This is a genomic window from Bradyrhizobium sp. B097, from assembly GCF_038957035.1.
Lineage (GTDB): Bacteria > Pseudomonadota > Alphaproteobacteria > Rhizobiales > Xanthobacteraceae > Bradyrhizobium.
Genome location: NZ_CP152412.1, coordinates 4681724 through 4707013, shown reverse-complemented (window position 1 = coordinate 4707013; position 25290 = coordinate 4681724). Strand labels below are relative to the sequence as shown.

15 protein-coding genes are annotated in these 25290 nt (G+C 65.3%); 10 read left to right on the top strand and 5 right to left on the bottom strand.

The genetic code is table 11. From position 1 onward, the window contains the following. Positions 1 to 45: 45 nt before the first annotated feature. The 4 genes from AAFG07_RS22145 to AAFG07_RS22130 all read left to right on the top strand — a co-directional run bounded on the left by AAFG07_RS22145 (position 46) and on the right by AAFG07_RS22130 (position 12169). Complete coding sequence (locus AAFG07_RS22145) at positions 46 to 336, top strand: succinate dehydrogenase assembly factor 2 (RefSeq protein WP_342722024.1); 291 nt, start codon at positions 46 to 48, stop codon at positions 334 to 336. Further along, complete coding sequence (mfd, locus tag AAFG07_RS22140) at positions 333 to 3851, top strand: transcription-repair coupling factor (RefSeq protein WP_342722023.1); 3519 nt, start codon at positions 333 to 335, stop codon at positions 3849 to 3851. Before AAFG07_RS22145 ends, mfd begins: the two co-directional genes overlap by 4 nt. Positions 3852 to 4174: 323 nt before the next feature. Next, positions 4175 to 5806: a caspase family protein gene (locus AAFG07_RS22135; RefSeq protein WP_342722022.1), complete on the top strand. Its 1632-nt coding sequence runs from the start codon at positions 4175 to 4177 to the stop codon at positions 5804 to 5806. A 459-nt stretch (positions 5807 to 6265) separates the two neighbouring features. Beyond that, positions 6266 to 12169 carry a hypothetical protein gene (locus AAFG07_RS22130; protein WP_342722021.1) on the top strand — a complete coding sequence of 1968 codons (5904 nt, stop codon included), beginning with the start codon at positions 6266 to 6268 and terminating at the stop codon, positions 12167 to 12169. A 102-nt stretch (positions 12170 to 12271) separates the two neighbouring features. Here AAFG07_RS22130 and AAFG07_RS22125 read toward each other — a convergent pair whose 3' ends face one another. The 3 genes from AAFG07_RS22125 to AAFG07_RS22115 all read right to left on the bottom strand — a co-directional run bounded on the left by AAFG07_RS22125 (position 12272) and on the right by AAFG07_RS22115 (position 16925). Next, on the bottom strand, positions 12272 to 13498 hold the full coding sequence (locus AAFG07_RS22125; RefSeq protein WP_342722020.1) for a GGDEF domain-containing protein: 1227 nt from the start codon (positions 13496 to 13498) through the stop codon (positions 12272 to 12274). Between the two features lie 106 nt (positions 13499 to 13604). Further along, entirely contained in the window at positions 13605 to 15158 is a 1554-nt protein-coding gene (locus tag AAFG07_RS22120) for an AMP-binding protein (protein WP_342722019.1), read from the bottom strand. Between the two features lie 30 nt (positions 15159 to 15188). Then, a complete protein-coding gene (locus AAFG07_RS22115) occupies positions 15189 to 16925 on the bottom strand; it encodes an extracellular solute-binding protein (RefSeq protein ID WP_342729213.1) in 1737 nt (578 codons plus the stop codon). Positions 16926 to 17309: 384 nt separating this feature from the next. Between AAFG07_RS22115 and AAFG07_RS22110 the strand changes: the two genes are divergently transcribed. Together AAFG07_RS22110 and AAFG07_RS22105 are read left to right on the top strand one after the other, a co-directional pair. Then, positions 17310 to 18140, top strand: a complete 831-nt coding sequence (locus AAFG07_RS22110; RefSeq protein ID WP_342722018.1) for an invasion associated locus B family protein — start codon at positions 17310 to 17312, stop codon at positions 18138 to 18140. Positions 18141 to 18531: 391 nt separating this feature from the next. Further along, complete coding sequence (locus AAFG07_RS22105) at positions 18532 to 19806, top strand: MFS transporter (RefSeq protein ID WP_342722017.1); 1275 nt, start codon at positions 18532 to 18534, stop codon at positions 19804 to 19806. 50 nt (positions 19807 to 19856) lie between these two features. On the opposite strand, the gene hspQ is transcribed toward AAFG07_RS22105, so the two are convergent. Beyond that, positions 19857 to 20189 (bottom strand): heat shock protein HspQ, encoded by a 333-nt coding sequence (gene hspQ / locus AAFG07_RS22100; RefSeq protein ID WP_229169915.1) that lies wholly within the window; start codon positions 20187 to 20189, stop codon positions 19857 to 19859. Positions 20190 to 20310: 121 nt separating this feature from the next. On the opposite strand from hspQ, the gene AAFG07_RS22095 reads away from it, so the two are divergent. After that, positions 20311 to 21264 carry an AEC family transporter gene (locus AAFG07_RS22095; RefSeq protein WP_342722016.1) on the top strand — a complete coding sequence of 318 codons (954 nt, stop codon included), beginning with the start codon at positions 20311 to 20313 and terminating at the stop codon, positions 21262 to 21264. Between the two features lie 69 nt (positions 21265 to 21333). Here AAFG07_RS22095 and AAFG07_RS22090 read toward each other — a convergent pair whose 3' ends face one another. Further along, on the bottom strand, positions 21334 to 22518 hold the full coding sequence (locus AAFG07_RS22090) for a UbiH/UbiF family hydroxylase (protein WP_342722015.1): 1185 nt from the start codon (positions 22516 to 22518) through the stop codon (positions 21334 to 21336). 133 nt (positions 22519 to 22651) lie between these two features. On the opposite strand from AAFG07_RS22090, the gene pcsA reads away from it, so the two are divergent. The 3 genes from pcsA (at position 22652) to AAFG07_RS22075 (ending at position 25234) form a co-directional block, all read left to right on the top strand. Beyond that, positions 22652 to 23380: a phosphatidylcholine synthase gene (gene pcsA / locus AAFG07_RS22085; RefSeq protein ID WP_342722014.1), complete on the top strand. Its 729-nt coding sequence runs from the start codon at positions 22652 to 22654 to the stop codon at positions 23378 to 23380. Continuing rightward, positions 23377 to 24102 carry a TerC family protein gene (locus AAFG07_RS22080; RefSeq protein WP_342722013.1) on the top strand — a complete coding sequence of 242 codons (726 nt, stop codon included), beginning with the start codon at positions 23377 to 23379 and terminating at the stop codon, positions 24100 to 24102. The genes pcsA and AAFG07_RS22080 overlap by 4 nt, the downstream gene beginning before the upstream one ends. A 157-nt stretch (positions 24103 to 24259) precedes the next feature. Further along, the gene (locus tag AAFG07_RS22075; protein WP_092114426.1) at positions 24260 to 25234 is read left to right on the top strand and encodes a quinone oxidoreductase; all 975 of its coding nucleotides are present in this window, start codon (positions 24260 to 24262) and stop codon (positions 25232 to 25234) included. The last annotated feature ends 56 nt before the right edge of the window (positions 25235 to 25290 follow it).

Sequence of the window (25290 nt, the reverse complement as noted above, 5' to 3'; positions counted from 1 at the left end):
CCGCCCGGCACGTCCGGGCTTTTGGCGTTCGATGGATTTTGGGACATGACGGGATCGACACGATCGAGCCACGGGCTCGATGACCGCCGCAAGCGGCTTTTGTTTCGCTGCTGGCATCGCGGCACCCGGGAGATGGACCTGATCCTCGGCCGGTTTGCCGATTCGACCATCGCCGACCTGTCCGATCAGGAGCTGGACGAGCTCGAGCATTTGATCGAGGTACCGGATCCCGACCTCTATGCCGCGCTGACCGGCGATAGGGTGCTGGCTGCCGAGCATCAGACCGCGCTGTTTGCCCGCATCAAGGCGTTCCGGGTGGCGGATCCCAGCGCATGAAGCAGCCGATGAAATCGCCGGCCGCGATGCTTGCGCCCGGCCGGGTGCTGACCATCGCTAACGTCGCCGAGGGCGCCGAAGGGCTCGTCATCTCCGATCTGGCGCGCGCCATTGCCGCGCAGCCGAAGCGGCCGGCGGTCAGCCTCGCAGTGGTGTGCCGCGACGGCGCGCGGATGCAGCAGCTCGCCCGCGCGCTGGAGTTCTTTGCGCCCGATATCGCGGTCATGCAGGTTCCAGCCTGGGACTGCCAGCCCTATGACCGCGTCTCGCCGCATTCCGGCATTCTGGCGCAGCGGTTGACCGCGCTTGCCAAGCTGTCGCGGCTGGTCGGCAGCGACAAGCCGCTGATCGTACTCACGACCGTGAACGCCGCCGTGCAGCGGGTGCCGGCGCGCGATCAGGTCGCAGCGCAGGCGCTGTCGGTTGCGCCCGGCAACGTGGTGCCGATGGATTCGGTCGTGGCCTGGCTCGAACACAATGGCTACACCCGTTCATCCACGGTGCGCGAGCCCGGCGAATATGCGGTGCGCGGCGGCATCCTCGATCTGTTTCCGGCCGGCCTCGACCAGCCGGTTCGGTTCGACTTCTTCGGCGACTCGCTCGAGTCTATCCGCACCTTCGATGCCGAGACCCAACGCACGCTGCTCGACATGCGCGGGCTCGACCTCGTGCCGGTGTCCGAATTCCAGCTCACGACCGAAACCATCCGGCGCTTCCGCATGGGTTATGTCGCCGCGTTCGGCGCGCCGGGACGCGACGACCAGCTCTATGAGGCGGTCTCCGAGGGACGGCGCCATCCCGGCATGGAGCACTGGCTGCCGTTGTTCCAGGAGCGGATGGACACGCTGTTCGACTATCTCGACGGCGCAACGATTGCGATCGAGCCGCAGGGCGAGGATGCCGCGCGCGAGCGCTTCACGCAGATTGCCGACTACTATGACGCGCGGCGCGAGGCGCTGGAGCATCCCGGCAGCGGCGCGATCTACAAGCCGTTGCCGCCGGACAAGCTCTATCTGTCCGAGGCCGAATGGACCAGGCTGCTCGGCGAGGCACCGCTGGCGCGGCTGACGCCGTTCGCGGTGCCGGAAGGCTCGCCCGACGTGTTCGACGCCGGCGCGCGGCAGGGCCGCAATTTCGCGCCGGAGCGCGCCGACGGCAATGTCAACGTGTTCGAGGCCGTGGTCGGCCATATCGGTGCGTTGCAGTCGCAGCGCAAGAAGGTGATCGTCGCGCTGTGGAGCGAGGGATCGCGCGACCGCATGGGCGCGATGTTGCGCGACCACAAGCTGCTCAACACGACCAGCGTCAACACCTGGCGGATCGTGCAGGCGACCCCGCGCAACGAGACCATGCTGGCCGTGGTGGGCATGGAGTCCGGCTTCGAGACCGACGAATTCGCCGTCATCAGCGAGCAGGACATACTCGGCGACCGCCTGGTGCGGCCGCGCAAGGCGAGCCGCAAGCTCGACAATTTCATTTCCGAGGTGACGAGCCTTGCGACCGGCGATCTCGTGGTCCATGTCGAGCACGGCATCGGCCGCTTTGTCGGGCTGCAGACGCTGGAAGTCTCCGGCGCGCCGCATGATTGTCTCGAACTGCATTATGCCGCGGAGACCAAGCTGTTCCTGCCGGTCGAGAACATCGAGCTGTTGTCGCGCTACGGCTCCGACAGCGCCAATGTCGAGCTCGACCGTCTGGGTGGCGGCGGCTGGCAGGCGCGCAAGGCGAAGCTCAAGAACCGGATCCGCGAGATCGCCGGCGAATTGATCAAGATCGCGGCCGAGCGGCAGCTGCACGAGGCGCCGAAATTCCCGCTGCAGCCGCATGTCTATGACGAGTTCTGCGCGCGCTTCCCCTATGAGGAGACCGAGGATCAGTTAGGGGCCATCAACTCGACCTTGAAGGACCTCGAAATCGGCCGCCCGATGGACCGCCTGATCTGCGGCGACGTCGGATTCGGTAAGACCGAAGTGGCGCTGCGCGCGGCGTTCGCCGTCGCGCTCGAAGGCAGGCAGGTCGCGGTCGTGGTGCCGACCACGCTGCTGGCGCGGCAGCACTCGCGCACCTTCACCGAGCGCTTCCGCGGCTTCCCGGTCAACGTGGCGCAGGCCTCGCGGCTGGTGTCGACCAAGGAATTGAGCCAGGTCAAGAAGGGGCTCACCGACGGCAATGTCGACATCGTCGTCGGCACCCATGCGCTGCTCGGCAAGGCGATCAAGTTCAAGGACCTCGGCCTCCTGATCGTCGACGAGGAGCAGCACTTCGGCGTCAGCCACAAGGAGCGGCTGAAGCAGCTGCGCGCCCAGGTCCACGTACTGACGCTGTCGGCCACCCCGATCCCACGCACGCTGCAACTCGCGCTGACCGGCGTCCGCGAACTCTCGATCATTGCCTCGCCGCCGGTCGATCGCCTTGCGGTGCGCACCTTCGTGGCGCCGCACGATCCGCTGATGATCCGCGAGGCGCTGCTGCGCGAGCGCTACCGCGGCGGGCAGGCGTTCTACGTGGTGCCGCGGATCGAAGACCTCGCCGGCGTCAAGGATTTCCTCGACAAGAACGTGCCGGAGATGAAGGTCGCGGTCGCCCACGGCCAGATGCCGCCGACCGTGATCGAGGACATCATGTCCGCGTTCTACGACGGCAAATACGACATCCTGCTGTCGACCACGATCGTGGAGTCCGGTCTCGACATCCCGAATGCCAACACGCTGATCGTGCACCGCGCCGACATGTTCGGTCTCGCCCAGCTCTACCAGCTGCGCGGCCGCGTCGGCCGGTCGAAGCTGCGCGCCTATGCGCTGTTCACCCTGCCGGCGCAGCAGAAGATCACGGTACAGGCAGAGCGGCGGCTGAAGGTGTTGCAATCGCTGGAGACGCTGGGCGCGGGCTTCCAGCTCGCCTCGCACGACCTCGACATTCGCGGCGCCGGCAATCTGCTCGGCGAGGAGCAGTCCGGCCACATCAAGGAAGTCGGCTTCGAGCTGTACCAGTCGATGTTGGAGGAGGCGATCATCAACCTCAAGGCCGGCGTCGCCGAGCCCGCTGCCGACCGCTGGTCGCCGCAGATCACGATCGGCATGCCGGTCCTGATCCCCGAGGACTACGTCAACGATCTCAGCGTGCGGCTGTCGCTCTATCGCCGCCTCGCCGATCTCGAGACCGACGACGAGATCGACAGCTTCGCCGCCGAGATGCGCGATCGCTTCGGCGTGCTGCCGGACGAAGTCCGCTACCTGTTCAAGGTCGCCGCGATCAAGGCCTACTGCCGCAGGGCCAATGTCGGGAAGGTCGATGCCGGTCCGAAGGGCGCCGTGATCGCGTTCCGCGACAACAGCTTCGCGCATCCGGAGCGGCTGGTGGCCTTCATCCGTCAGCACGGCCAGGCCGCCAAGGTGCGGCCGGACATGAAGGTGGTGTTCTTCCAGGACTGGGAGACGCCGGAAGAGCGGCTCGCCGGCACCACCGAGATCCTGCGCCAGCTCGCCAATCTCGCGGAGACCAAAAAGGCTGCATGAGGTTCGCTCACAGTGCTGATCGGATCGACGCACGCACTGTCACGAACGTGCGGAGATCACACAACGCTCGCTGATTGTGTGCGATGGGTGAGTGAACCGCACGATGCTGTGTGCGGTTCCGTGCAGATAGCGGCAAGATTGTTTGGTGCTCTTGGACTCCGGTTTAGTTTTCAAGATGGCGATCGCGTTGGATCAGGGGTTTTGACTGGCGTGGGCCTTGCCGGTATGATTTGCATCTCGGTCTCAGCCGATACTGAAAGCCGTAAGCAAGCACGATGCATCAACTCCGTTGCCGGTTGCTTTTCATCGCGTTTTGCCTTGCGTTGACCGTTCTGCCGATAGAGGCCTTCGCCGGCACGCGCCTGGCGCTGGTGCTCGGTAACAGCAACTATCAAGCCGTTCCCGCCCTCGGTAATCCCGCCAATGACGCAGCCGATCTTGCCACGGCCTTGCGCAGCATCGGCTTCGACGTGATCGAGCAGCGCGATGGGACGCGCAGCGCCATCGCCAACGCAGTGCGCGATTTTTCCAAGCGCCTGAGCGGCGCCGATGTCGCATTGTTTTTCTACGCAGGTCACGGCCTGCAGATGAACGGCGAAAACTATCTGGTTCCGGTCGACGCGAAAATCGAAACGCCTGCCGATGTGCGTTTCAACACGATGAACCTGACCGATATCCAACAGGAGATGGAAGGGGCGGGGCGCGCCAACATCATCATTCTCGACGCCTGCCGCAACAATCCCTTTCTCGAGAAGCTCGCGCGCAGCACCCGCGCGGCGCCCACGCGCGGGCTCGGCCGCATCGACGCGACCGGGCAGGGTTCGCTGATCGTCTATTCGACGCAACCGAACAATGTTGCTCTCGACGGCGCCGGGCGGAATTCGCCATTCACCGCCGCGCTGCTGAAACATATCGCGACACCCGGGATCGAAGTGCGCCAGATGCTGTCCAGGGTTCGCGGCGATGTGCTCGCGGCGACCAGTCAGCAACAGACACCTTGGGACAGTTCCTCTCTGGTCGGCGACGTCTATCTGGCGGCAGCGCCGTCCCCGAGCGTCGCTGCCTCGCCGCCCTCGATGCCGCTGCAACCGGCTGCTCCATCCCAAGTCGCGGCACCGATGGCCGCTGCCGCGGCGCAGACGCCGACGGCCGCCGGCAGTCCGGACGGCGAATGCGAGCGCGCGGCCGCGCCGGCGCCGCCATTCGCCAGTCCTGAGCAACTGAAGATCGCGAACACGCATGATTACGCGGCCGCGATCCCGGTCTGCGAAGCGGCGCTGCGCGCCAATCCCGATCAGCCACGCCTCGAATTTCTGCTTGGCCTGGCCTACGGCGGGACGAAAAACTATCTGGCGGCGCAGCGCTATTTGACCAAAGCCGCCGATGCCGGCTACGCGCCGGCACAGGGCAAGCTCGGGATGTATTTTGCGACCGGGCGCGGGGTCGTCGAAGACATGCCGCGGGCCTTCGAGCTCTTCAGCAAGGCTGCCGCCGCGGGACAGCCGGACGCGATCAGCAATCTTGGCGCGATGTATTCCAATGGCTATTTCGTCAAGAAGGACGAGGCGAGAGCGCTTGAGCTCTATCAGAAGGCGATCGAGGCGGGCAATCCGTTCGCTCTCGCCCAGACCGGCCTGATGTATTTCTACGGCAAGGGTACGCCGCGCGACTACGAGACGGCCGCGCAATATTTTCAGCAGGCGGCCGATCTCAACGACGGCTTTTCGCTCAAATACCTTGCCGTCATGCAGGAACGCGGATTGCTCGGTGCGCGTGATCCGGCCAAGGCGGCTGAACTGCGGCGCCGGGCTGTTCAGGTCGACCCGGAGAGCCAGGACCCCAAGGTGCCGCGAGAACTGGACGCGAAGACGGTGCGGCCGCGACGCTCGTCCGGCGTCCATTACGTGAGGATCTACCGCTACCGCTTCGTCGGCTGCATCTGGGCCTGGTGCTGAGAGGCGTGGACTTAAGACCGCCAGCTCGCCAATTTTGCGGCGGCAAGAAGGGCGGCGTGGCAGACTTCTCATGACAGAGACGATTCCGTAATTTGACGGGGGCGTCTGTCGGCTGCCAAGCGGGCGCGACTGTTTCGGAATGTGAACAACGGGCGAGAAATATTGAACTTTTGCGGCCGGCACCTTGACGGCCTTTGGACGAATTGTAAGCTCATCGTGTTTTTAGTTCAGATCGGCCTTTATATTTTGGATGACGTAGCAACTTGAATCTGGTTGGCGTCCCGCCAGCATTTCAACTGCTCTCCAAAACTCAGTGATCAAGACCCCACGCCAAGTGAGTTGGTGAGGGCTGGGAGGCGTTTGCATCGACTGTTGGGCCATCGACCAGGCTCGGCTGCGGGGCGAATTGCCGGCCAGATTTATTGGATTTCGCGATCAGTTATTTTCGGGGAGGGGTCTATGGGCGTGAACGTTGCCAGCGGAACCAGCGCTTCGGTGTCCGATACGCAGACCAGCAACACAGTCCAGTACGGCGGCACGCTCTACGTGCTGAACGGCGGCTATATCAGCGACACCGTAAATGCCGGGAGCGTCGTTGTTTCCTCCGGCGCTACGGATATCGGCGACACGACTTCCAGTGGTTCTTCCAATAGTGCCGGGCAGATTTATGTTCTTGGCACACTCGTCAACGCCGTGGTCAACGGTGGTGGAGGTGTGGTTCTCGGCACCACTCCGTCAAACGCAACCGGAACTGGAACGGCGATTGGAACGACCATCAACAGCGGCATAATGGCCGTTTACAGTGGCTCGACCGCAAGCAACACCACGGTCGGCAGCGGCGGGATTAGACTATTCAACGGCTCAACCATCAACACCACCCTCAGTGGCGGCAGCGAACAAATGTGGGGCGGCACCACGATCAGCACCTTGATCGAGAACGGAGGATACGAGTACGTCTCCGACACATACAACAACAACTTCGTAGGCAGCGCCCTCGCGTCCAACACCACGATCCAAAGCAGTTCCGAACAGATCGTCGGATTTCTTGGGGGCGGCGTTGCAACCAACACGACAATCGCGGGCGGAACGCAGTGGATCGGCTATGCCGCCTTCGGAAGCGCCGGTCATGGTGTCGCAAGCAATACCACCATCACCAGCGGTGGAATCCAACTTGTTGCGCCATATAATTATATTGCAACAGGCACAGCCGTCAACACGACGGTCACCGGCAGCGGCAGCATCCAATACGTCGGCAGTGGCCAATACAGCGGAAGCGCAACGGCGATTTCCACCACGCTGATCGCGGGCGGTGAACAGATCGTGTGGGGCGGCGGCCCGTACAGCCCCATTGCCAGCAGCACGGTGATCAGTTCCGGCGGTGCCGAGATCGTTTCATCCGGCGGCATCGCCAGGACCACGGTGATCAGCGCCGGCGGCACCGAGACCGTGATGGCGGGCGGCATCGCCAGCAGCACAGTGATCAGCTCCGGTGGCACCGAAGTCGTTTCGTCCGGCGGCACCGCAAGCGGCATCACGGTCAATAGCGGGGGCACCTTGATTGTGATTGCCGGCGCCACTGTCACGGGCTTGACCAACAACGGCGGCACGGTGATGAGCCAAAGCTCCCCGGTGACCGTGAGCAGCGGATCGTCCTACACCGTCTCGAGCGGCCAAACCGACACCGGTGACACCGTGCTCAATGGCGGTTCGATGTTCGTTGCCTCCGGCGGGACTGCTGTCAGCACCACCGTCAGCAGCGGCGGGCTTCTGACCATCAGCAACGGCGGCAGCGACACCGGCACGACCGTCTCGTCCGGCGGCACCGAAACGGTCGCGGGCAGCGATGCCAATGCGGTTGTTGCGAGCGGCGCGACGATGTTTGTCAGCGGCGGCGGCACAGCCAGCGGAACGCTCGTCTCCGGGGGAACGCTCGACGTGCTGGCTGGTGGATTTGCCACCGGGACGACGGTCTCGGCGGGCGGCACTCTGAATGTCACGGGGACCACGTCCAACACGGTCTTGGTGTTGAGCGGTGGCATCGAGAACGTCTCGTCCGGCGGCGTCATTCAGGGCACCATCAGCGGCTCGGCCGGCACGGGAACGTTCGTCGCAGCCGGTGCGACGCTCAACGTTCTGGCTGGAGGCTCGGCCAGCATGATCAATGTGTCCGGCACGCTCAATGTGCGGGGCAAGATCACCAGCAATGTCACTATTCAAAGCGGCGGTCACGAAATCGTCTCTGCGGGTGGCTCCGTCACCGGTGTCACCGGTTCGGGCACCGCAATATCCGGCGTGGTCGACGTTCTCTCCGGAGCTTCGTTCGAATATGCGACCGTCTTCAGCGGCGGTGACCTGAATGTCTCGTCCGGCGCGACGACGGACCATATCTCCGTCTCGAGCGGCGGCATCTTCAACGTCGGCGGCACGGTCCTGAGCAACGTCGCGGTCTTTGCCGGCGGCATCGAGAACGTGATCTCGGGAGGTGTGGTTACCGGCGTGACCAGCTCCGGAACCGGGATTTCGGGCGGCACGGTGAACGTGTCATCGGGAGGCGCGATCGACCACACGACCGTCAGCAGTGGCGGCATATTGAATGTTCTGTCCGGGGCGACGGCCCACCATGTTGCCGTCTCCAGCGGCGGCACGTTCAAAGTGGCTGGCGCAGTGACCAACAACGTGACGGTGTTTGCCGGCGGCACGGAAGTCGTTTCCTCCGGCGGGTCGACTGGTCCGGTGACGATCTCCGGCGGCGTGGTCGAATTGCTGGCCGGCAGCGTCGCGAGCGGCGGCATCACCTTCAGCGGGTCCGGCGGGCAGCTCAAGATCGACGGCACGTCTTTGGCCGGCACCACCGTCAGCGGGTTGGTGCTGGGCGACAGCATCGATTTGGCCGGGGTGACCTTCTCATCCGGCGGGTCGGCGACCTTGCTTCCGGGCAATGTCCTGCATGTCACCGAGGGGGCTTCCTCCTTCGATCTGCAGCTTGATGCGACGCCTGGCGTGCGGTTCAGCGTCGGCGCGGATTCCGGCAGCGGCACGCTGGTCACGACGCGTGCTGATGTCGCACCGGTCACGTCAGCACCCAATGTAACGGCAATCTTTGGCGAGAGCTCTGCGCTCGCCTCCAGCCTGTTCTCGGTCACGGACGCCGATGGCGATCCCATCACCCAATATGCGTTCTGGGACACCCAAGGTAACGGACATTGGGGCGTCAACGGCGTCGCGCAGGCGACCAATGCCGAGATCGATATTGGGGCGGCCAACCTGTCGCAGGTGAGCTACGTCTTCGGTCCAAGCGGTTCGACCGATACCCTTTACGTTCGCGCCAATGACGGCACGGTTTGGGGCGGCTGGACTCAGTTTACGGCAAAGGCGTTTGTCGACACCGCGCCGACCGTGAACGCAGCCAACGTGACTGCGGCGCACGGCCAGACGTCGATTGCCGCATCGAGCCTGTTCACGGTGAGCGATCCGGATCCCGACACGATGACCCAGTACGCGTTCTGGGACACCGGCGGAAGCGGCCACTGGGTGGTGAATGGTGTGGCTATGCCTGCCAACACCGAGATCGACATTACCGCGGCGCAACTGTCGCAGGTGAGCTACGTGTTCGGGCCGACAGGGTCGGCCCCTGATACGTTGTTCATCAGGGCGAACGACGGAACGTTGTGGGGAGGCTGGAAGTCGTTCACGGCAACACCGGGGCCCGAAACCGCTCCGGTCGTGACGGCCGCGAACGTGACGGCCGCCCATGGGCAGACGTCGGCTCTTGCATCGAGCCTGTTCTCGACCTCGGATGCCGAGAGCGATCCGATCACCCAGTACGCGTTCTGGGACACCGGCGGCAATGGCCACTGGGTGGTGAATGGTGTCGCCCAGGCCGCCAATGTCGAGATCGATGTTGCGGCGGCGAACCTGTCGCAGGTGAGCTACGTGTTCGGCCCCGGCGGCTCGATGCCCGATACGCTCTATGTGCGGGCCAACGACGGCAACCTGTGGGGAGCCTGGAAAGCGTTCACGGCAGGGCCGGGGATCGATACCGCTCCGGTCGTGACGGCCGCGAACGTGACGGCCGCCCATGGGCAGACGTCGGCTCTCGCCTCGAGCCTGTTCTCGACTTCGGATGCCGAGAGCGATCCGATCACCCAGTATGCGTTCTGGGACACCGGCGGCAACGGCCACTGGGTGGTGAATGGTGTCGCCCAGGCCGCCAATGTCGAGATCGATGTTGCCGCGGCGAACCTGTCGCAAGTGAGCTACGTGTTCGGGCCCGGCGGCTCGATGCCCGATACGCTCTACGTGCGGGCCAACGACGGCAGCCTGTGGGGAGCCTGGAAAGCGTTCACGGCAACACCGGGGATCGATACCGCTCCGGTTGTCACGGCAGCGAACGTGACGGCCGCCCATGGGCAAACGTCGGCTCTTGCCTCGAGCCTGTTCTCGACCTCGGATGCCGAGAGCGATCCGATGACCCAGTATGCGTTCTGGGACACCGGCGGCAATGGCCACTGGGTGGTGAATGGTGTCGCCCAGGCCGCCAATGTCGAGATCGATGTTGCCGCGGCGAACCTGTCTCAGGTGAGCTACGTGTTCGGACCGGGCGGCTCGACGCCCGATACGCTCTACGTGCGGGCCAATGACGGATCGAAGTGGAGCACCTGGGCCGCATTCACGGCAACGCCGGGGGACGATACTGCTCCGGTTGTCACGGCAGCGAACGTGAAAGCGGCCCATGGGCAGTTCTCGGCCCTGGCCTCGAGCCTGTTCTCGACCTCGGATGCCGAGAGCGATCCGATGACCCAGTATGCGTTCTGGGACACCGGTGGCAATGGCCACTGGGTGGTGAATGGTGTCGTCCAGGCCGCCAACACCGAGATCGATGTTGCCGCGGCGAACCTGTCGCAGGTGAGCTACGTGTTCGGCCCCGGCGGCTCGACGCCCGACACACTTTACGTGCGGGCGAACGACGGATCGAAGTGGAGCAGCTGGGCCGCGTTCACGGCAACACCGGGAGACGATACTGCTCCGGTTGTCACGGCAGCGAACGTGAAAGCGGCCCACGGGCAGTTCTCGGCTCTGGCCTCGAGCCTGTTCTCGACCTCGGATGCCGAGAGCGATCCGATCACCCAGTATGCGTTCTGGGACACCGGCGGCAACGGGCACTGGGTGGTGAATGGTGTCGTCCAGGCCGCCAACACCGAGATCGATGTTGCCGCGGCGAACCTGTCGCAGGTGAGCTACGTGTTCGGCCCCGGCGGCTCGACGCCCGATACGCTCTGGGTGAAGGCCAATGACGGCAGCATGTGGAGCGCCTGGAAGAGTTTCACGGCAACACCGGGCGACGACTCTGCTCCGGTCGTTACCGCGTCGAACGTGACCGGAATTCACGACCATTCGGTGGCGGCGTCGAGCCTGTTCTCGACCTCGGATGCCGAGAGCGATCCGATCACCCAGTACGCGTTCTGGGACACCGGCGGCAATGGCCACTGGGTGGTGAACGGTGTCGCCCAGGCCGCCAACGCCGAGATCGATGTTGCGGCGGCGAACCTGTCGCAGGTCAGCTACGTGTTCGGACCGGGCGGCTCGACGCCCGATACGCTCTGGGTGAAGGCCAATGACGGCAGCATGTGGAGCGCCTGGAAGAGCTTCACGGCGACCGCTACCAACCAGGCACCGACGGTCGCGGTCTCCAACGTCGTGACGGTCTCGGGGCAGACCTTTGCTGCTGCGAACCTCGTCACTGCGACGGACGCCGACGGCGATGCCATCACGAAATATGCGCTGTGGGATTCCAACTCGAACGGGCACTGGAGCATCAACGGCGCATCGCAGCCCGTGAATACCGAGATCGACATCACGGCGGCGCAACTTTCCCAGACCACCTATCAGGCCGGCTCGGGTACCGACCAACTCTGGATCCGGGCCAATGACGGCATTGCGTGGGGAGCCTGGCAGCCCTTCAACGTGACGGGCGAAAGCTCCACCAATGCCACCATCGCAGCGGGCGCGACCCTGGAATTGCCGGGGGCGTCGAATGCCAGCGTCGCATTCCAGGGCTCGACGGGGACGCTCAAGCTCGACAATTCCGCGAGCTTTATCGGAACCGTCGCCGGGATGACCGGTTCGGACGCGATCGATCTCGCGAACATCAGTTTCGCGAACGTTCACACGCCGACCTTCAGCGGAGACTCATCGCACGGAACGCTCACGGTGACGGACGGCACCGTCACGGCGAGTATTGCGCTGCTCGGCAACTACATGGCCTCGACCTTCACGACCTCGAGTGATGGCCATGGCGGTACCCTGGTTGTCGATCCGCCGGCGATGCAGGTCAGCCAGCTTGCGCAGCCACAGCATGCGTGAGGCTTGAGGATGAGGAATGCGGAGCCGCCCAGACAAGGCGGCTCCGCCTGCCGGCGATACCCGCGCAGCGATCGCAGCAACTGACAAGCGGCATAGAGCTTGTTACGACGCTGCGCGTTCCGCCGTGCCGAACAGGCGCCCGAGCAGCGAGAGGGCGGAATCGCCCGGCAGCAGCGTTGCGATGCTGACGGTGGGCTCGGCCCTGGTGTCGCGGCGGCCGTTCTGGGTGTGGCGCATCACGCTTGCCAATCGCCGCGTGATCGCCTGGGCGTTGCGCAGGTCGGTCCCGGCGAATGCCACAACAAGCGACCGGTCGTCGTGCACGGCGCCGAAATCGGCCTGGCGCATCAGCCGGCTGATGATCCGCGCGCCGTCGAATTGCGCGCGCGGCTGCGTGTTGTCGAAGGTGAACCGCGCCACCGAGAGCGCGCCGCCGCGCTCGGCGGTCTGGTAGACGGCGGTCGCGAAGTCGCGCTCGAACGCGGCCTTGGTCAGCAGACCGGTGCGGGGATCGATCAGGCCCTTGGCGTCGATCGCCTTGAGCATGCGGCCGAGCCGCGCCTCGAAGGCATGCTGCCGGATCATCGGCAACACCATGTCGCCGACGCGCGTCGGCCCAGCCGTGACGATCTCGAGATTGGGCAGTTCGTAACGCGGCGTCAGCTCACCGGAGGCGACGATCACGGGCAACGGACGGAAGCGGACATCCTCGGTCAGCACCGTCAGGAACGCATCCATCACGCGCGGGGTGAAGCCTTCGGCGAGCACGATGCCGTCGATGTCACGGTTGGAGAGATGCTTTGCGGCCGCCTCGATGCTGAGCGCGCCGACCACGCCGGCGCGTTCGCCGAGCGCGACCGACAGCGCCGGGTAGGCGCCGCCGCGACCGATCAGGAGCGCGGTGGCCTCTCCGACCGGATCGATATCGGATAATGCGATCGGTGTGGGCGGCACCAGGCGGCGCATCACGGTCGCATGCAAGGCGCGAACGCGTAAGGACGCGTTGAGCCGGGCGACCAGGCGATCCGGCATGCCTTTGTGCTGGAAGAACGCGATGACGGTGTCGGGCAGGGTGGTCGCTGGATCGACCGCGATCAGCGGCAGATAGGGCGCGCGGGCGGCGGCGCGTTTGGCCAGGCCCGACAGGGTGACGAAGTCGACGCCCTCGGCGGCCGCGATGATCGCGGCCGGCTTGACCTGCTCGATGGCGCGTCCGACCTCGCTCCAGTCGGTGACCACGACCGGAAACAGCTTCGTCTCATCGAGGACCGCGGCAAACGGCGGCTTTGCCGACGCCGATACGATGAGGACCGGACCTTGTTGAGACATTCGAACGCTCGAAACCAATGCACAGATCAGCAAACGGTGACGATGCTAGTTGGCATGGCTTAATGCGGCGTCAACACAATGCTAAGACTAACGCAATGATAAGATTTTAAGCCATTCCGGTGCCGCTGCGGTCGCGAAATGCTTCGACCATCAACGGGTTAAGCCCAAGTTCTGTCAGGGCGTCGCGGGCCCGCGCATTGTCCTGAGCCCGTCCGGCCAGCCGGTGACCGCTGAGGCGGTCGGGCAGTGCCGTCAACAATGCGCCCTGGCCGAGCCGGCGCGACCACTCCTGTAACTCCTGGGCAAGGAAGCGGTAGCCACCGACCGTCATGACCCCCGACGGCGGGGCGGTGATGTTGACGGCGCCGGTCGCGCGGTCGACCCGTGCGGCATATTCGGTGTCGACGTAATCACGCGGCGGCGGCGCAATCAGGCTGTCGCCCGGGGGCGGCGGCGGCGCATAGGCGGCGACCGGCACCATGGGGCCGCGCAGGCCGAGCGTCCCCTTCGGGGTCAGCAGGATCTCGCCGGCGATCGATGCGCCGGGAGCCTCACGCGGCGCGCTGTGCGGACCGGGCTTGATCGGGGCCGGCGATCCATCCTCGGCGTTGCGGCGGGCGCCGAACAGTCCGGCCTCGCCGAACAGATAGACGTCGGTCAAGGTCACCCGCCGCGACGTCCAGTGCGCACTGGAGGCAACCTGCTCCGGCGTCCGCCAGAGGCCGATCGCGTTGCGCAGGGTGGGCAGGCGCTCCGACAGGCCGCACTCGTCGAGCCGCAGCGCGAGCTGCGCCGGCGCGATCAGCGTGTCGCAGCCGTGATCGTTGAACTGGGTTTCGAACGCTTCCTCGTCGAACGGGTGATGCATGACGAGCGTTCCGCCCGACAGCAGCCAGCTCACCAGCGACGAACAGATGCCGGCAAACGACATCGGCGCGAATGCCGACATGATAGTCGCGCCCTGCGCCAGGTCGCTCTCCAGCGACATAGCGAGCCCGCCGGCGATCAGGCCGAAATGCGCGCGCGGCACCGGACGAAAACCCTCGCTGGTGACGTCGAAGGAGATCAGCGCCGGCTTGCGTCCGTCCTGGATCATCGGACGCGAGGTCCGGGAGTCCTGCAGGATCGCGTCATCGAGCGACGCCATGCCTTCGGGCAGATCGGTGCCGAACCCGCAGACATGGCGGATCGAAAAGGCTTCCGCCGCGGCGTTCATCGCGATGTCGGCGTAGGAGACGCCGTCGATCCTGCCGCAGGTGACGATCGCCCGCGCCGCGGTGCGGTTGAGGACGGACGTCAGCTCGGCCTGCCGCCACAATAGCGGCAACGGCGCCACCACGAGGCCGACCCGATAGGCGGCGAGCGCGGTCAGGGCGAATTCGATCGTCGAGGGAAGCTGAACCGCGATTACCGTATTGGCCGGCAATCCGCTCTCGACGAAGTGGGCGGCGATCGCCGAGATCGCGCGGTCGGCCTGAGCATAGGTCAGGCGCTTGCGGGTTTGTCCGGTGACGCGCTGCTTGTTGATCGGGTCGACCAGCGCCAGCGCCTCGGGTTGCCGCGCCAAGCTGCGCTTGAACAGCGTATCGAGCGTGGGCGAGGTGATCGACTGGTTCACAGGTTCAACGTCGGTTGCATCGCTTCGATCAGATCGGATCATGCCGCGTCGGCTCGCAGATCACTTGGCAGCTCACTTGGATTGCGCGCCGGGTTTCTGCCACCAGGTCTCCGGCAGGTAGCCCGTCAACGCCGTGGCCGAAGGCCGTTCTATCCGATTCCAGCGCGCGATCCATTGCTCTCCCAAGTTAAATAGGGGGATAGCGTAGAAGCCCGACATCAGGGCCCGGTCCAGCGCCCGCACCGCCGAGACGAAGGCCGGCCGCTCCCGCGCCGCGAGCAGCGCAGCGATCGCGGCGTCGATGGCCGGATCCTTGGCGCCCATGTAGTTGCGGGTGCCCGGCACGTCGGCGGCCTGGCTGCCCCAGTAGAACCACTGCTCGTTGCCCGGCGACAGCGACTGGTCCCAGCGAATGGGGATCATGTCGAAGTCATAGGCGACGCGGCGCTGCTCGAACTGCACCGCGTCGACCACCCGGACCGCGGCGTCGATGCCAGCCCGCTTCAGGTCGCGCTGGTAGGCGAGGGCGATCCGCTCATGCTCGCGTGTCGTCACCAGGATCTCGATCCGGAGCGGCGTCCCGGTCGAGCGCTGCTTCAGCACCGTGCCGTCGAGCGCGTAGCCCGCTTCCGACAGCAGCGCGAGCGCGTTGCGCAGAACAGTGCGGTCGCGGCCTGAGCCGTCGGTGTCGGGGAGGCGATAGCGGCCCTCGAGAATGTCGGGCGCAATATGCGACAGATACGGCTTGAGGAGATCGCGCTCGCGGTCATCGGCCGGGCGGCCGTAGGCCGACAAATCCGAGCCGGCGAAATAGCCGCCGGCGCGCGAATAGAGTCCAAAATAGTAATTGCGGTTGATCCAATCGAAATCGAACAGCATCAGCAACGCTTGGCGCACCCTGACGTCGGCGAACTTCGGCCGCCTGGTGTTGAACACCAGGAATTCGGACGGATCGGGCGTGCCTATCTTGATGGTGTCGCGGATCACGTCGCCGCTTTTCGCGGCGGGGAAGTCGTAGCCGTCATGCCAGCGCAGCGGCTCGGGCTCGGTCCTGAAGTCATAGAGGCCGCGCTTGAACGCCTCGAACTGGCCGTTGGCGTCGCGGTAGTAATCGAGCCTGATCTCGTCGAAATTCCAGAGCCCGCGGTTCACCGGCAGGTCGCGCCCCCAGTAATCCGGATTGCGGGTAAAGGTCACGCTGCTGCCGGGCTTGACCGCCGTCACGCGGTACGGCCCGGTGCCGATCGGCGGCGCCAAGGTGGTCTCCTCAAACTTGGAGACGTCGGTGGCATGGCGCGGCAGGATCGGCATCAGGCCGAGGATCAGCGGCAATTCGCGGTCCGCAACGCCGCCGAAATCGAACCGCACCGTGAGCGGGTCGAGCACCTCGGTCTTTGCGACTTTCGAATAATACTGGTGATGTAGAGGACGGCCGTGATCGCGCAGCAGTTCGAGCGAGAACACGACGTCGTCGGCCGTGACCTCGTGCCCGTCCGAGAAGCGCGCGCGAGGATCGAGGCGGAATGTCACATAGCTTCTGGCATCGTCGGTCTCGACGCTGCGGGCGAGCAGGCCGTAGAGCGTGAACGGCTCGTCATTGTTCCGCACCAACAGGCTTTCGTAGACATAGCCGCGTTCGTAGGCGTAGCCCCGGAGCTGCTGCACGGCGAGCCCCCTGACAATCAGCGGATTGAGGCTATCGAAGGTGCCCTCCCGGGGGCTCAGGACCAGACGGCCGCCCTTGGGGGCGTCAGGATTGGCGTAGGGCAGGTGAGTGAAGTCGGCAGGCAGCGCGGGCGCGCCATGCATCGCGATGGCGTGGCTCTCGGTGGCGGCCGCAGGGGCAAGTGCGCTCGTCAGGAATGCCGGGATGGATGCCAGCACAAGCCAGACGACGGCCAATGCGGCGCGCCAACCGTGCCCGGGAACACGTGCGTGAGGCGCCGGATTTGATTCGCGAAACGTCACATCAGGAGGTTTATCACAGGGCGCTGAAACTCGCCGTCACAGGTGCGCAAATGCGCTTGTCGGCATTGATCTTTCCGCGCGCCGCTGTATTGAAGGCGTGCAATTGGAGGGCGGGAACGCCTGTCACGTATCCGCCTCAATTGACTAGGAGACAGCCGCCCAAACGGCTATGTGTCGGCGCCTGCAGCGGTTTCGGGCGCTGCCGTTCAGAAAGGGTTTTCCGCAATGAATTTCCGTATCTTGGCCGCCCCGGTCCGGCCGCATGGGCGAATTGTTGCCCTGATGGCGGCGACGGCATTCTCTGCAGCGCTCCTGGTTCCTGCCGCTCGGGCCCAGCAGCCGGCAGCGCCGGCGCCTGCGGCACCGAAGGCAGCGCCCAAGGCGGCACCCAAGGCAGCTCCGAAGGCGCCGGCAGCCCAGCCGGCGCCCCAGGCACAGGCACCGGCCGCAGGTCAGGCGCCCGCCGCGGCCGCCCAGCAGCCGCCCCAGGATCAGCAGATCCAGCTGATCTACGCCCCCTGGACAAAGTTCTGCCTGAAGGGCCAGGAAGCCAACGCCAAGCAGGTTTGCTTCACCGGCAAGGACGGCCGCATCGAGTCGGGCCAGCCGGTGATTGCCGCCGTGATCATCGAGCCGGAAGGCGAGCCGAAGAAGATCCTGCGCGTCACGCTGCCGCTCGGCATGCAGCTGGTTCACGGCACCCGCATCATCGTCGACGGCAACCCGCCGCAGCAGGCGCCCTATGTGATCTGCTTCCAGAACGGTTGCATGTCCGACTATGAAGCAACCCCCGAGCTGATCGCCAACATGAAGAAGGGCCAGAACCTCGTGGTCCAGGCGATCAATTCGAACGGCGCGCCGCTGACGCTGCCGCTGCCGCTCAACACCGAATTCGCCAAGGCCTATGACGGCCCGCCGACCGATCCGAAGGTGTTCGAGGAAAACTCGAAGAAGCTGCAGGAAGAGTTGCAGAAGCGCGCCGAAGAACAGCGCAAGAAGCTGGAAGGCGCGGGCGGTGGTGCGGCGCCGGCTCCGGCCAATCCGGCAGCCAAGTAACAACGTCGATCACGCGTTCAAGAAAGCGCGAGATCGTCGCAAGCGAAAGGCGCCCGCAAGGGCGCCTTTTTTGTCATGCGAAACAGACTGGCTGATGGCAGCCTGCCGCGCTGGTGATCGTGCCGATCGTATGCGATGGTCGCTCAAGGCAAATCGATCGCGCCAAGCCGCATCGTCGTTGCCTTGTCCGGACAAGTCCGGCGTCGAAGCACAATCATAAATCCGTCACGGGAGGCCAGACGAAAGCGCGGAACGCGCGCCTTCGATGCGCAAACGCGCGCGTGGTTCTGTGCGAACCCTGGCCGCCGTGCGGAAGCGTGATGGCGCGATGCGATCGGACTTTGCTCGGGTCGCAAGCCCGTTCGCCGTTCGCAATCATGGAAGTCTCCCAATGTCCCAGCGAGTCAGCACGCACCGGCGGGAACCGCTCTCCCGGCCTTCGGAGCCGCCGACCGGGCGTGCTTCGGCCGATGCCGGCGGGTGCCTCGACCAGGACAACGTCCCCGGTGCCTTTCATCCGGGCATCGTTCATCTCGCGCTGGCGATGGGCGGGTTCGCGATCGGCATCGCCGAATTCGCGACCATGAGCCTGCTGCCGTTCTTCGCCCACGATCTGCACATCAGCGAGCCCCAGGCCGGTCACGCGATCAGCGCCTACGCGCTCGGCGTCGTGGTGGGCGCGCCTGTGATCGCCGTGCTGTCGGCGCGCATGGCGCGGCGGACACTGCTGATCGCGCTGATGGGCTTCTTTGCGCTGATGAACGGCCTCTCCGGGCTCGCGCCCGACTACCACACCATGCTGGTGCTGCGCTTCCTCGCCGGGCTGCCGCATGGCGCCTATTTCGGCATCGCCATGCTGGTCGCGGCCTCGCTGGTCCCGATCGACAAGCGCACGGCGGCGGTCGGCCGCGTGCTGCTGGGCCTCACCATCGCGACGACGATCGGCGTCCCGCTCGCAAACGGCGTGGGGCAGGCGATCGGCTGGCGTTGGGCTTTCGCGATCGTTGCCGGCCTCGCGCTCCTGACCGCCATGCTGGTCCTGATCTTCGCGCCGCGTGACGTCGCCGACAGCAAGGCGAGCCCGTTGCGTGAGCTCTCGGCGCTCGGGCGCAAGCATGTCTGGCTGACACTTGCGATCGGTGCCATCGGTTTTGGCGGACTGTTCTCGGTCTACACTTATCTGGCGTCGACCATGCTGGCGGTGACGCACACGTCGCCCGCGCTGGTGCCCGTCACGCTATGTGTGTTCGGCGCCGGTCTCACCGCCGGCAACATCATCGTGCCGCGCTTTGCCGACCGCGCGCTGATGGCAACCGCGGGCGGGCTGCTGCTGTGGTCGGCCGCGACGCTGGCGTTGTATCCGCTGGCGGCGGCGAATTTCTGGACGCTGAGCGCCGACGTGTTCCTGATCGGGCTGGGCGGAGCGCTCGCCACCGTGTTGCAGACCCGGCTGATGGATGTCGCGGGCGAAGCTCAGAGCCTCGCCGCCGCGCTCAACCATTCCGCCTTCAACGTCGCCAATGCGCTGGGGCCGTGGCTCGGCGGAATGGCCGTCGCGGCCGGCTACGGCTGGACCTCGACCGGTCTCGTCGGCGCCGGACTGGCGCTGGCGGGTTTTGCAGTCTGGGCGATCGCGGCGGCGCTGGCCGCGCGTGAGGGGGTATGAGCAGGCTGGAAGCCGCGCCGTGGCGTCCTTCGCCGGACAGGCGCCGCGCGTCAGTTCAGCGACGGGTTGCGCGGACGGTAGCCGCCGGATTTGTCCTTCACGAAGATCTCCGCCACCTGCGAGTGCCGGATCGGCTCGCCGGAATCGTCGGGCAGCAGATTCTGCTCGGACACATAGGCGACGTACTCGGTCTCCGAGTTTTCCGCGAGCAGATGATAGAACGGCTGGTCCTTGTGCGGCCGCATTTCCTCGGGGATCGACAGCCACCATTCCTCGGTGTTGTTGAACTCCGGGTCGATATCAAAAATCACGCCCCGGAAGGAGAACACCCGGTGACGGACGATCTGCCCGATCTGAAACTTGGCGGTGCGCGCTTTGATCATGGTTCGTCGATAGACCAACATTGTGGCCGATGCTAGGGGCTAAGCCTCGAATTAAGCCCCGGTTTACCGATTCCAGCCCTGCAAAAACGACCCGAAATCCGGCCGAGAAACTACTTTCAGAATGATCGATATCCTCAATCTGGCGTTGCCGTATTTCGGCTTGATCTTCATCGGCTACGCGTGCGGAAAAGCCAAGGGTTTGCCCGAGAGCGGGCTCGCCTGGATGAATTTCTTCCTGCTTTACGTTTCGTTGCCGGCGCTGCTGTTCGGGATCATGTCGAAGACACCGTTCGCCGAGCTGAACAACCCGCCATTCCTGATCGCCACCACGCTCGGAACCGTGATCGCGTTCTTCCTGGCGATGGTCGCAGGCAAGCTGATCGGCGGGCTGTCGCTGCGCGAGGCGACGCTTGCGGGCCTGTCGGGCGCCTACGGCAATATCGGCTACATGGGCCCTGGGCTGGCGCTCGCCGTGCTCGGCACCAAGGCGGCGGCGCCGACTGCGCTGATCTTCTGCTGCGACAGCATCTTCCTGTTCTCGATCGTGCCGCTCCTGATCGAACTCACCGACCGCGACCATCCCTCGCTGCTGCACGCGCTCGGCGTGGTGCTGCGGCAGATCGTGCAGAACCCGCTGATCATGTCGGCGGTGTTTGGCGCGCTGGTTGCCGCGTTTCACATCCCGATTCCAGTCGCGCTCGACCGCACCATCCAGTTCCTGCAAAACGCCGCCGCGCCGACGGCGCTGTTCGTGCTCGGCATCACCGTGGCGCTGCGGCCGTTCGAGCGGGTGCCGTGGGAGGTGCCGGGCGTGGTCGCGATCAAGCTTCTGATCCATCCGCTGCTGGCCTTCGGACTGATGCTGCTGCTCGGTCCGTTCCCGCAGCCCTGGGCTGCGACCGCGGTGCTGATGGCCTCGCTGCCGCCGGCGCTCAACGTGTTCGTGATCGCGCGGCAGAACGAGACCTGGATCGAGCCGGCATCGGTCGCGGTGCTGATCGGCACCTTCGCCTCGGTGGTCACGCTGACCAGCGTGATGTGGTTCATCCAGAGCGGACGGCTGGTGTTTCCCTAGAGGCGCGGTTTCTATTTGACGCGTTTTCTTAACGCGAACCGGTACCCACTTCGCTCGAAAACGCTCTGGTCACCGCCGCCACGACGGCGCGAGGCCCTCGCGCATCGCCAGCCGCCGCAGCGGGCCGAAGGCGCCGAGCAGATGCAGGCCGGCGGCCCGCGCCGTCTGCACGCCGAGGAAGTCGCTGAGCAGCGAGCGGTTGGCGATGTCGATCGCCCAGGTCCGGCTGGCGACATCGGGCCGCCGCGCCGCCTGATAGCGCGACAGCACATGTGGCGCGCCGGGATCCTCGCCGCGGCCGATCGCCTGGCCTGTGATCTCGGCGATATCGGCGGCATCGCGCAATCCCATGTTGAGCCCCTGCGCGCCGATCGGCGGCAGCACATGGGCGGATTCACCAACCAGCGCGATCCGGTCCTTGGCGAATTGCCGGGGCCGCTCGATGGCGAGCGGAAACACGTGACGGCCACCCTGGACCTCGACGCGGCCGAGGATCGAGTGCGACTGCCGCTCGGCCGCGTCGGACAATTCGCCGTCGCCGAGCGCCTTCAGCCGTTCGGCCTCCTTGGGCGCCGAGACCCAGACCACGCTGCTTCGGTTGCCGCTGAGCGGCACGAACACGCAGGGGCCGTGCTCGGTGTGAAACTCGGTCGAGATGTTCCGGTGCGGCCGGCTGTGGGTGATGTTGAAGGTGAGGGCGGATTGGCCGAGCTCGCGGCTGACCACCTCGATGCCGGCGGCCTCGCGGGACAGCGAGTTGCGCCCGTCGGCGCCGACCACGAGCCGGGCCGACAGCGACTGGCCCTGCCGCGTCACCACGGCGACCGCGGCATCATCCGGTTGCACCGAGGCGGCCTCGTCGTCGAACCGCGTTAGTGCGGCCATCTCGCCGGCGCGGTCCTCGAGCGCTGCGACCAGCGAGCGATTGTCGATGTTGAAGCCGAACTGCTCGCGGCCGATCTCATCGGAGGAGAACCGCACTTCCGGCGCGCGGATCAGGCGGCCGGTGTCGTCGACGAGGCGCATGGTCTTGAGCGCGGCAGCATTTTCGCTGCAGCGCCGCCAGACGTCGAGCCGCTCCAGGATCTCGGTCGAGGCGCCGAGCAGCGCGGTGGTCCGGTTGTCGGCATAGGGGGCGCGGCGCGCCAACAGCGCGGTACGCGCGCCGGCGTCGGCGAGGGCAATCGCAGCCGTCAATCCGGCCGGGCCGCCGCCTATTACGATAACGTCATAATCCTGGGAGCTGTCGGTCATATCAGCACATTTGACATGCTTGGCCCGATTTTCAAGCCATCGGTAACCACCAAGAGTTTCCAACGATCTGCGCGGCGGAACGCCGCAAGACTGCATATGCAAAGGTGGTCGATTCCTGATAGCACTTCGGCCGATGGAGCACTCGAGCCAGCCGGATGCGTTGCGAGAACGGATGCGGACCGCCGCATTCTCCGTTCATATCTTCACGGCGCTCGGCGCCGGGGTCGCGCTGCTGGCGATGCTGGAGGCGGTGCGCGAGCACTGGGCCAACATGTTCGCCTGGCTCGGGGTCGCACTGATCATAGACGGGATCGACGGCCCGCTGGCGCGCCGGTTCGACGTGGTGCGGCTGCAGCCGAACTGGTCGGGCGAGGTGCTCGACCTGGTGGTCGATTTCGTCACCTACGTGTTCGTGCCGGCCTATGCGATCACCGCGAGCAGGATGCTGCTGCCGCTGGCTGCGCCGGTCCTCGGCATCGGCATCGTGGTGTCCAGTGCGCTGTATTTCGCCGACCGCCGCATGAAGGCCGACGACAACCATTTCCGCGGCTTCCCGGCGCTGTGGAATGCGGCGGCGTTCTATCTGTTCCTGCTGCATTTGCCGCCGGTGCTGTCGACGATCGTGGTCGCGCTGCTGATCGTGCTGACCTTTGCGCCGTTCCATGTGCTGCACCCGTTCCGCGTGGTGCGGCTACGCTGGCTCACGCTGTGGCTGCTCGGCGCCTGGGCGCTGCTCGGCATGTACACGCTCGCCAACGATTTCATGGTTGGAGCCCCGATCACCTTCGGCCTCTGCGCTATCGCGGTCTACATCGTCGGCAGCGATACCCTGATCCGCCGGATGAAAGCCTTCAGAGCATGATGCAATTGATCACCAGCCCGGAAGCCTGGGCGGCGCTGTTGACCTTGACTGCGCTCGAGATCGTGCTCGGCATCGACAACGTCATCTTCCTGTCAGTGCTGGTCTCGCGGATTCCGCAACCGCAGGCCAACCGCGCGCGGCAGATCGGCCTGCTGCTGGCGCTGGTGTTCCGTATCATCCTGCTCAGCGTCCTGGTCTGGCTGATCGGGCTGACGCAGCCTGTGATCACCATCGAGAGTGTCGCGCTGTCATGGCGCGATATCATCCTGATCGGCGGCGGCCTGTTCCTGATCGCGAAAGCGACCCACGAGATCCACGGCGAGGTCGAGGCGCGTGACGCCGAGGAGAATGACAAGCCGAGCCCGAACGCGTTCTTCTGGGTGATCGTGCAGATCATCATCATCGACCTGGTGTTCTCGCTGGATTCGATCATCACCGCGATCGGCATGGCGCAGGACATCGAGATCATGATCGCGGCGGTCGTGATCGCCTGCGCGATCATGTACATCTCGTCGGGACCGGTGGCGAGGTTTGTCGCAGAGCATCCGACCACCAAGATGCTGGCGCTGGCGTTCCTGGTGCTGATCGGCGTGGCGCTGGTGGCCGACGGATTCAAATTCCACATCCCGCGCGGCTACATCTATTTCGCCATCGCATTCTCGGCGGCAGTCGAGATGTTCAACGTGATGGCCAGGCGCAACCGCAACAAGCCGGCGGGCTAAAGGGCATGATCTCCGCGCAAACGCTACGCGTTTGTCGCGAGGGAAAACCGCTTCGCACTTTTCCGGATCATGCTGTAGCCCCGGTTCCGGCCGCTTGGTTGACAAGCCGGCGCCGATGGCATTCGCTCGTTTGACGCTGATCTGAGGGAGCGACGACATGACCAAGGCTGTGCGGGTGCACAAGGTGGGGGGCCCTGAGGTCCTGACCTATGAGGATGTCGAGGTGGGGGCGCCGGGAACCGGCGAGGTCCGCATCCGCCAGCATGCGGTCGGGCTGAACTTCATCGACGTCTATTTCCGCACCGGCCTCTACAAGGCGCCCGGCCTGCCGTTCATCGCCGGCAACGAGGCCGCGGGCGAGGTCGTGGCGGTCGGTCCGGGGGTGACCAATTTCCACCCCGGCGATCGCGTCGCCTATTACTACAACCTCGGCGGTTACGCCTCCGAGCGCGTCATCCCGGCGGACAAACTTGTAAAGCTGCCCGACCACATCACGTATGAGCAGGGCGCCGTGCTGATGCTCAAGGGGCTCACGGTCTGGTACCTGCTGCACAAGACCTTCAAGGTCGAGCAGGGCCATCGGGTGCTGATCCACGCCGCGGCCGGCGGCATCGGGCTGCTGGCCTGCCAGTGGGCCCACGCGCTTGGCGCGCATGTCATCGGCACCGTCGGCTCGAAGGCGAAGGCCGATATCGCGCTCGCCAATGGCTGCGACCACGTCATCCTCTACAACGAGGAGAATTTCGTCGAACGCGTCAAGCAGATCAGCCGCGGTGAGCTCTGCGACGTCGTCTATGACGGCGTCGGCAAGACCACCTTCCCGGGATCGCTGTCGTGCCTGCGGCCACGCGGCCTGTTCGTCTCGTTCGGCAACGCCTCTGGGCCGGTGCCGCCGTTCCCGCTCGCCGAACTCAACAACCACGGTTCGCTGTTCGCGACGCGGCCGAAGCTCAACGACTATGTCGGCACCCGCAAGGAATTGCTCGAAGGCGCCGACACGCTGTTCGCCGCCGTGATCAACGGCAAGCTGCACGTGCCGATCAACCACGCCTACGCGCTCAAGGACGTCGCCAAGGCGCATATCGATCTGGAGAGCCGGGCGACCACGGGGGCGGCGATTTTGCGGCCGTAAGTCTCTCCTCGTCATTGCGAGCCACCCGGTCGGCGCAAAGCGCCGCCGGATGACAG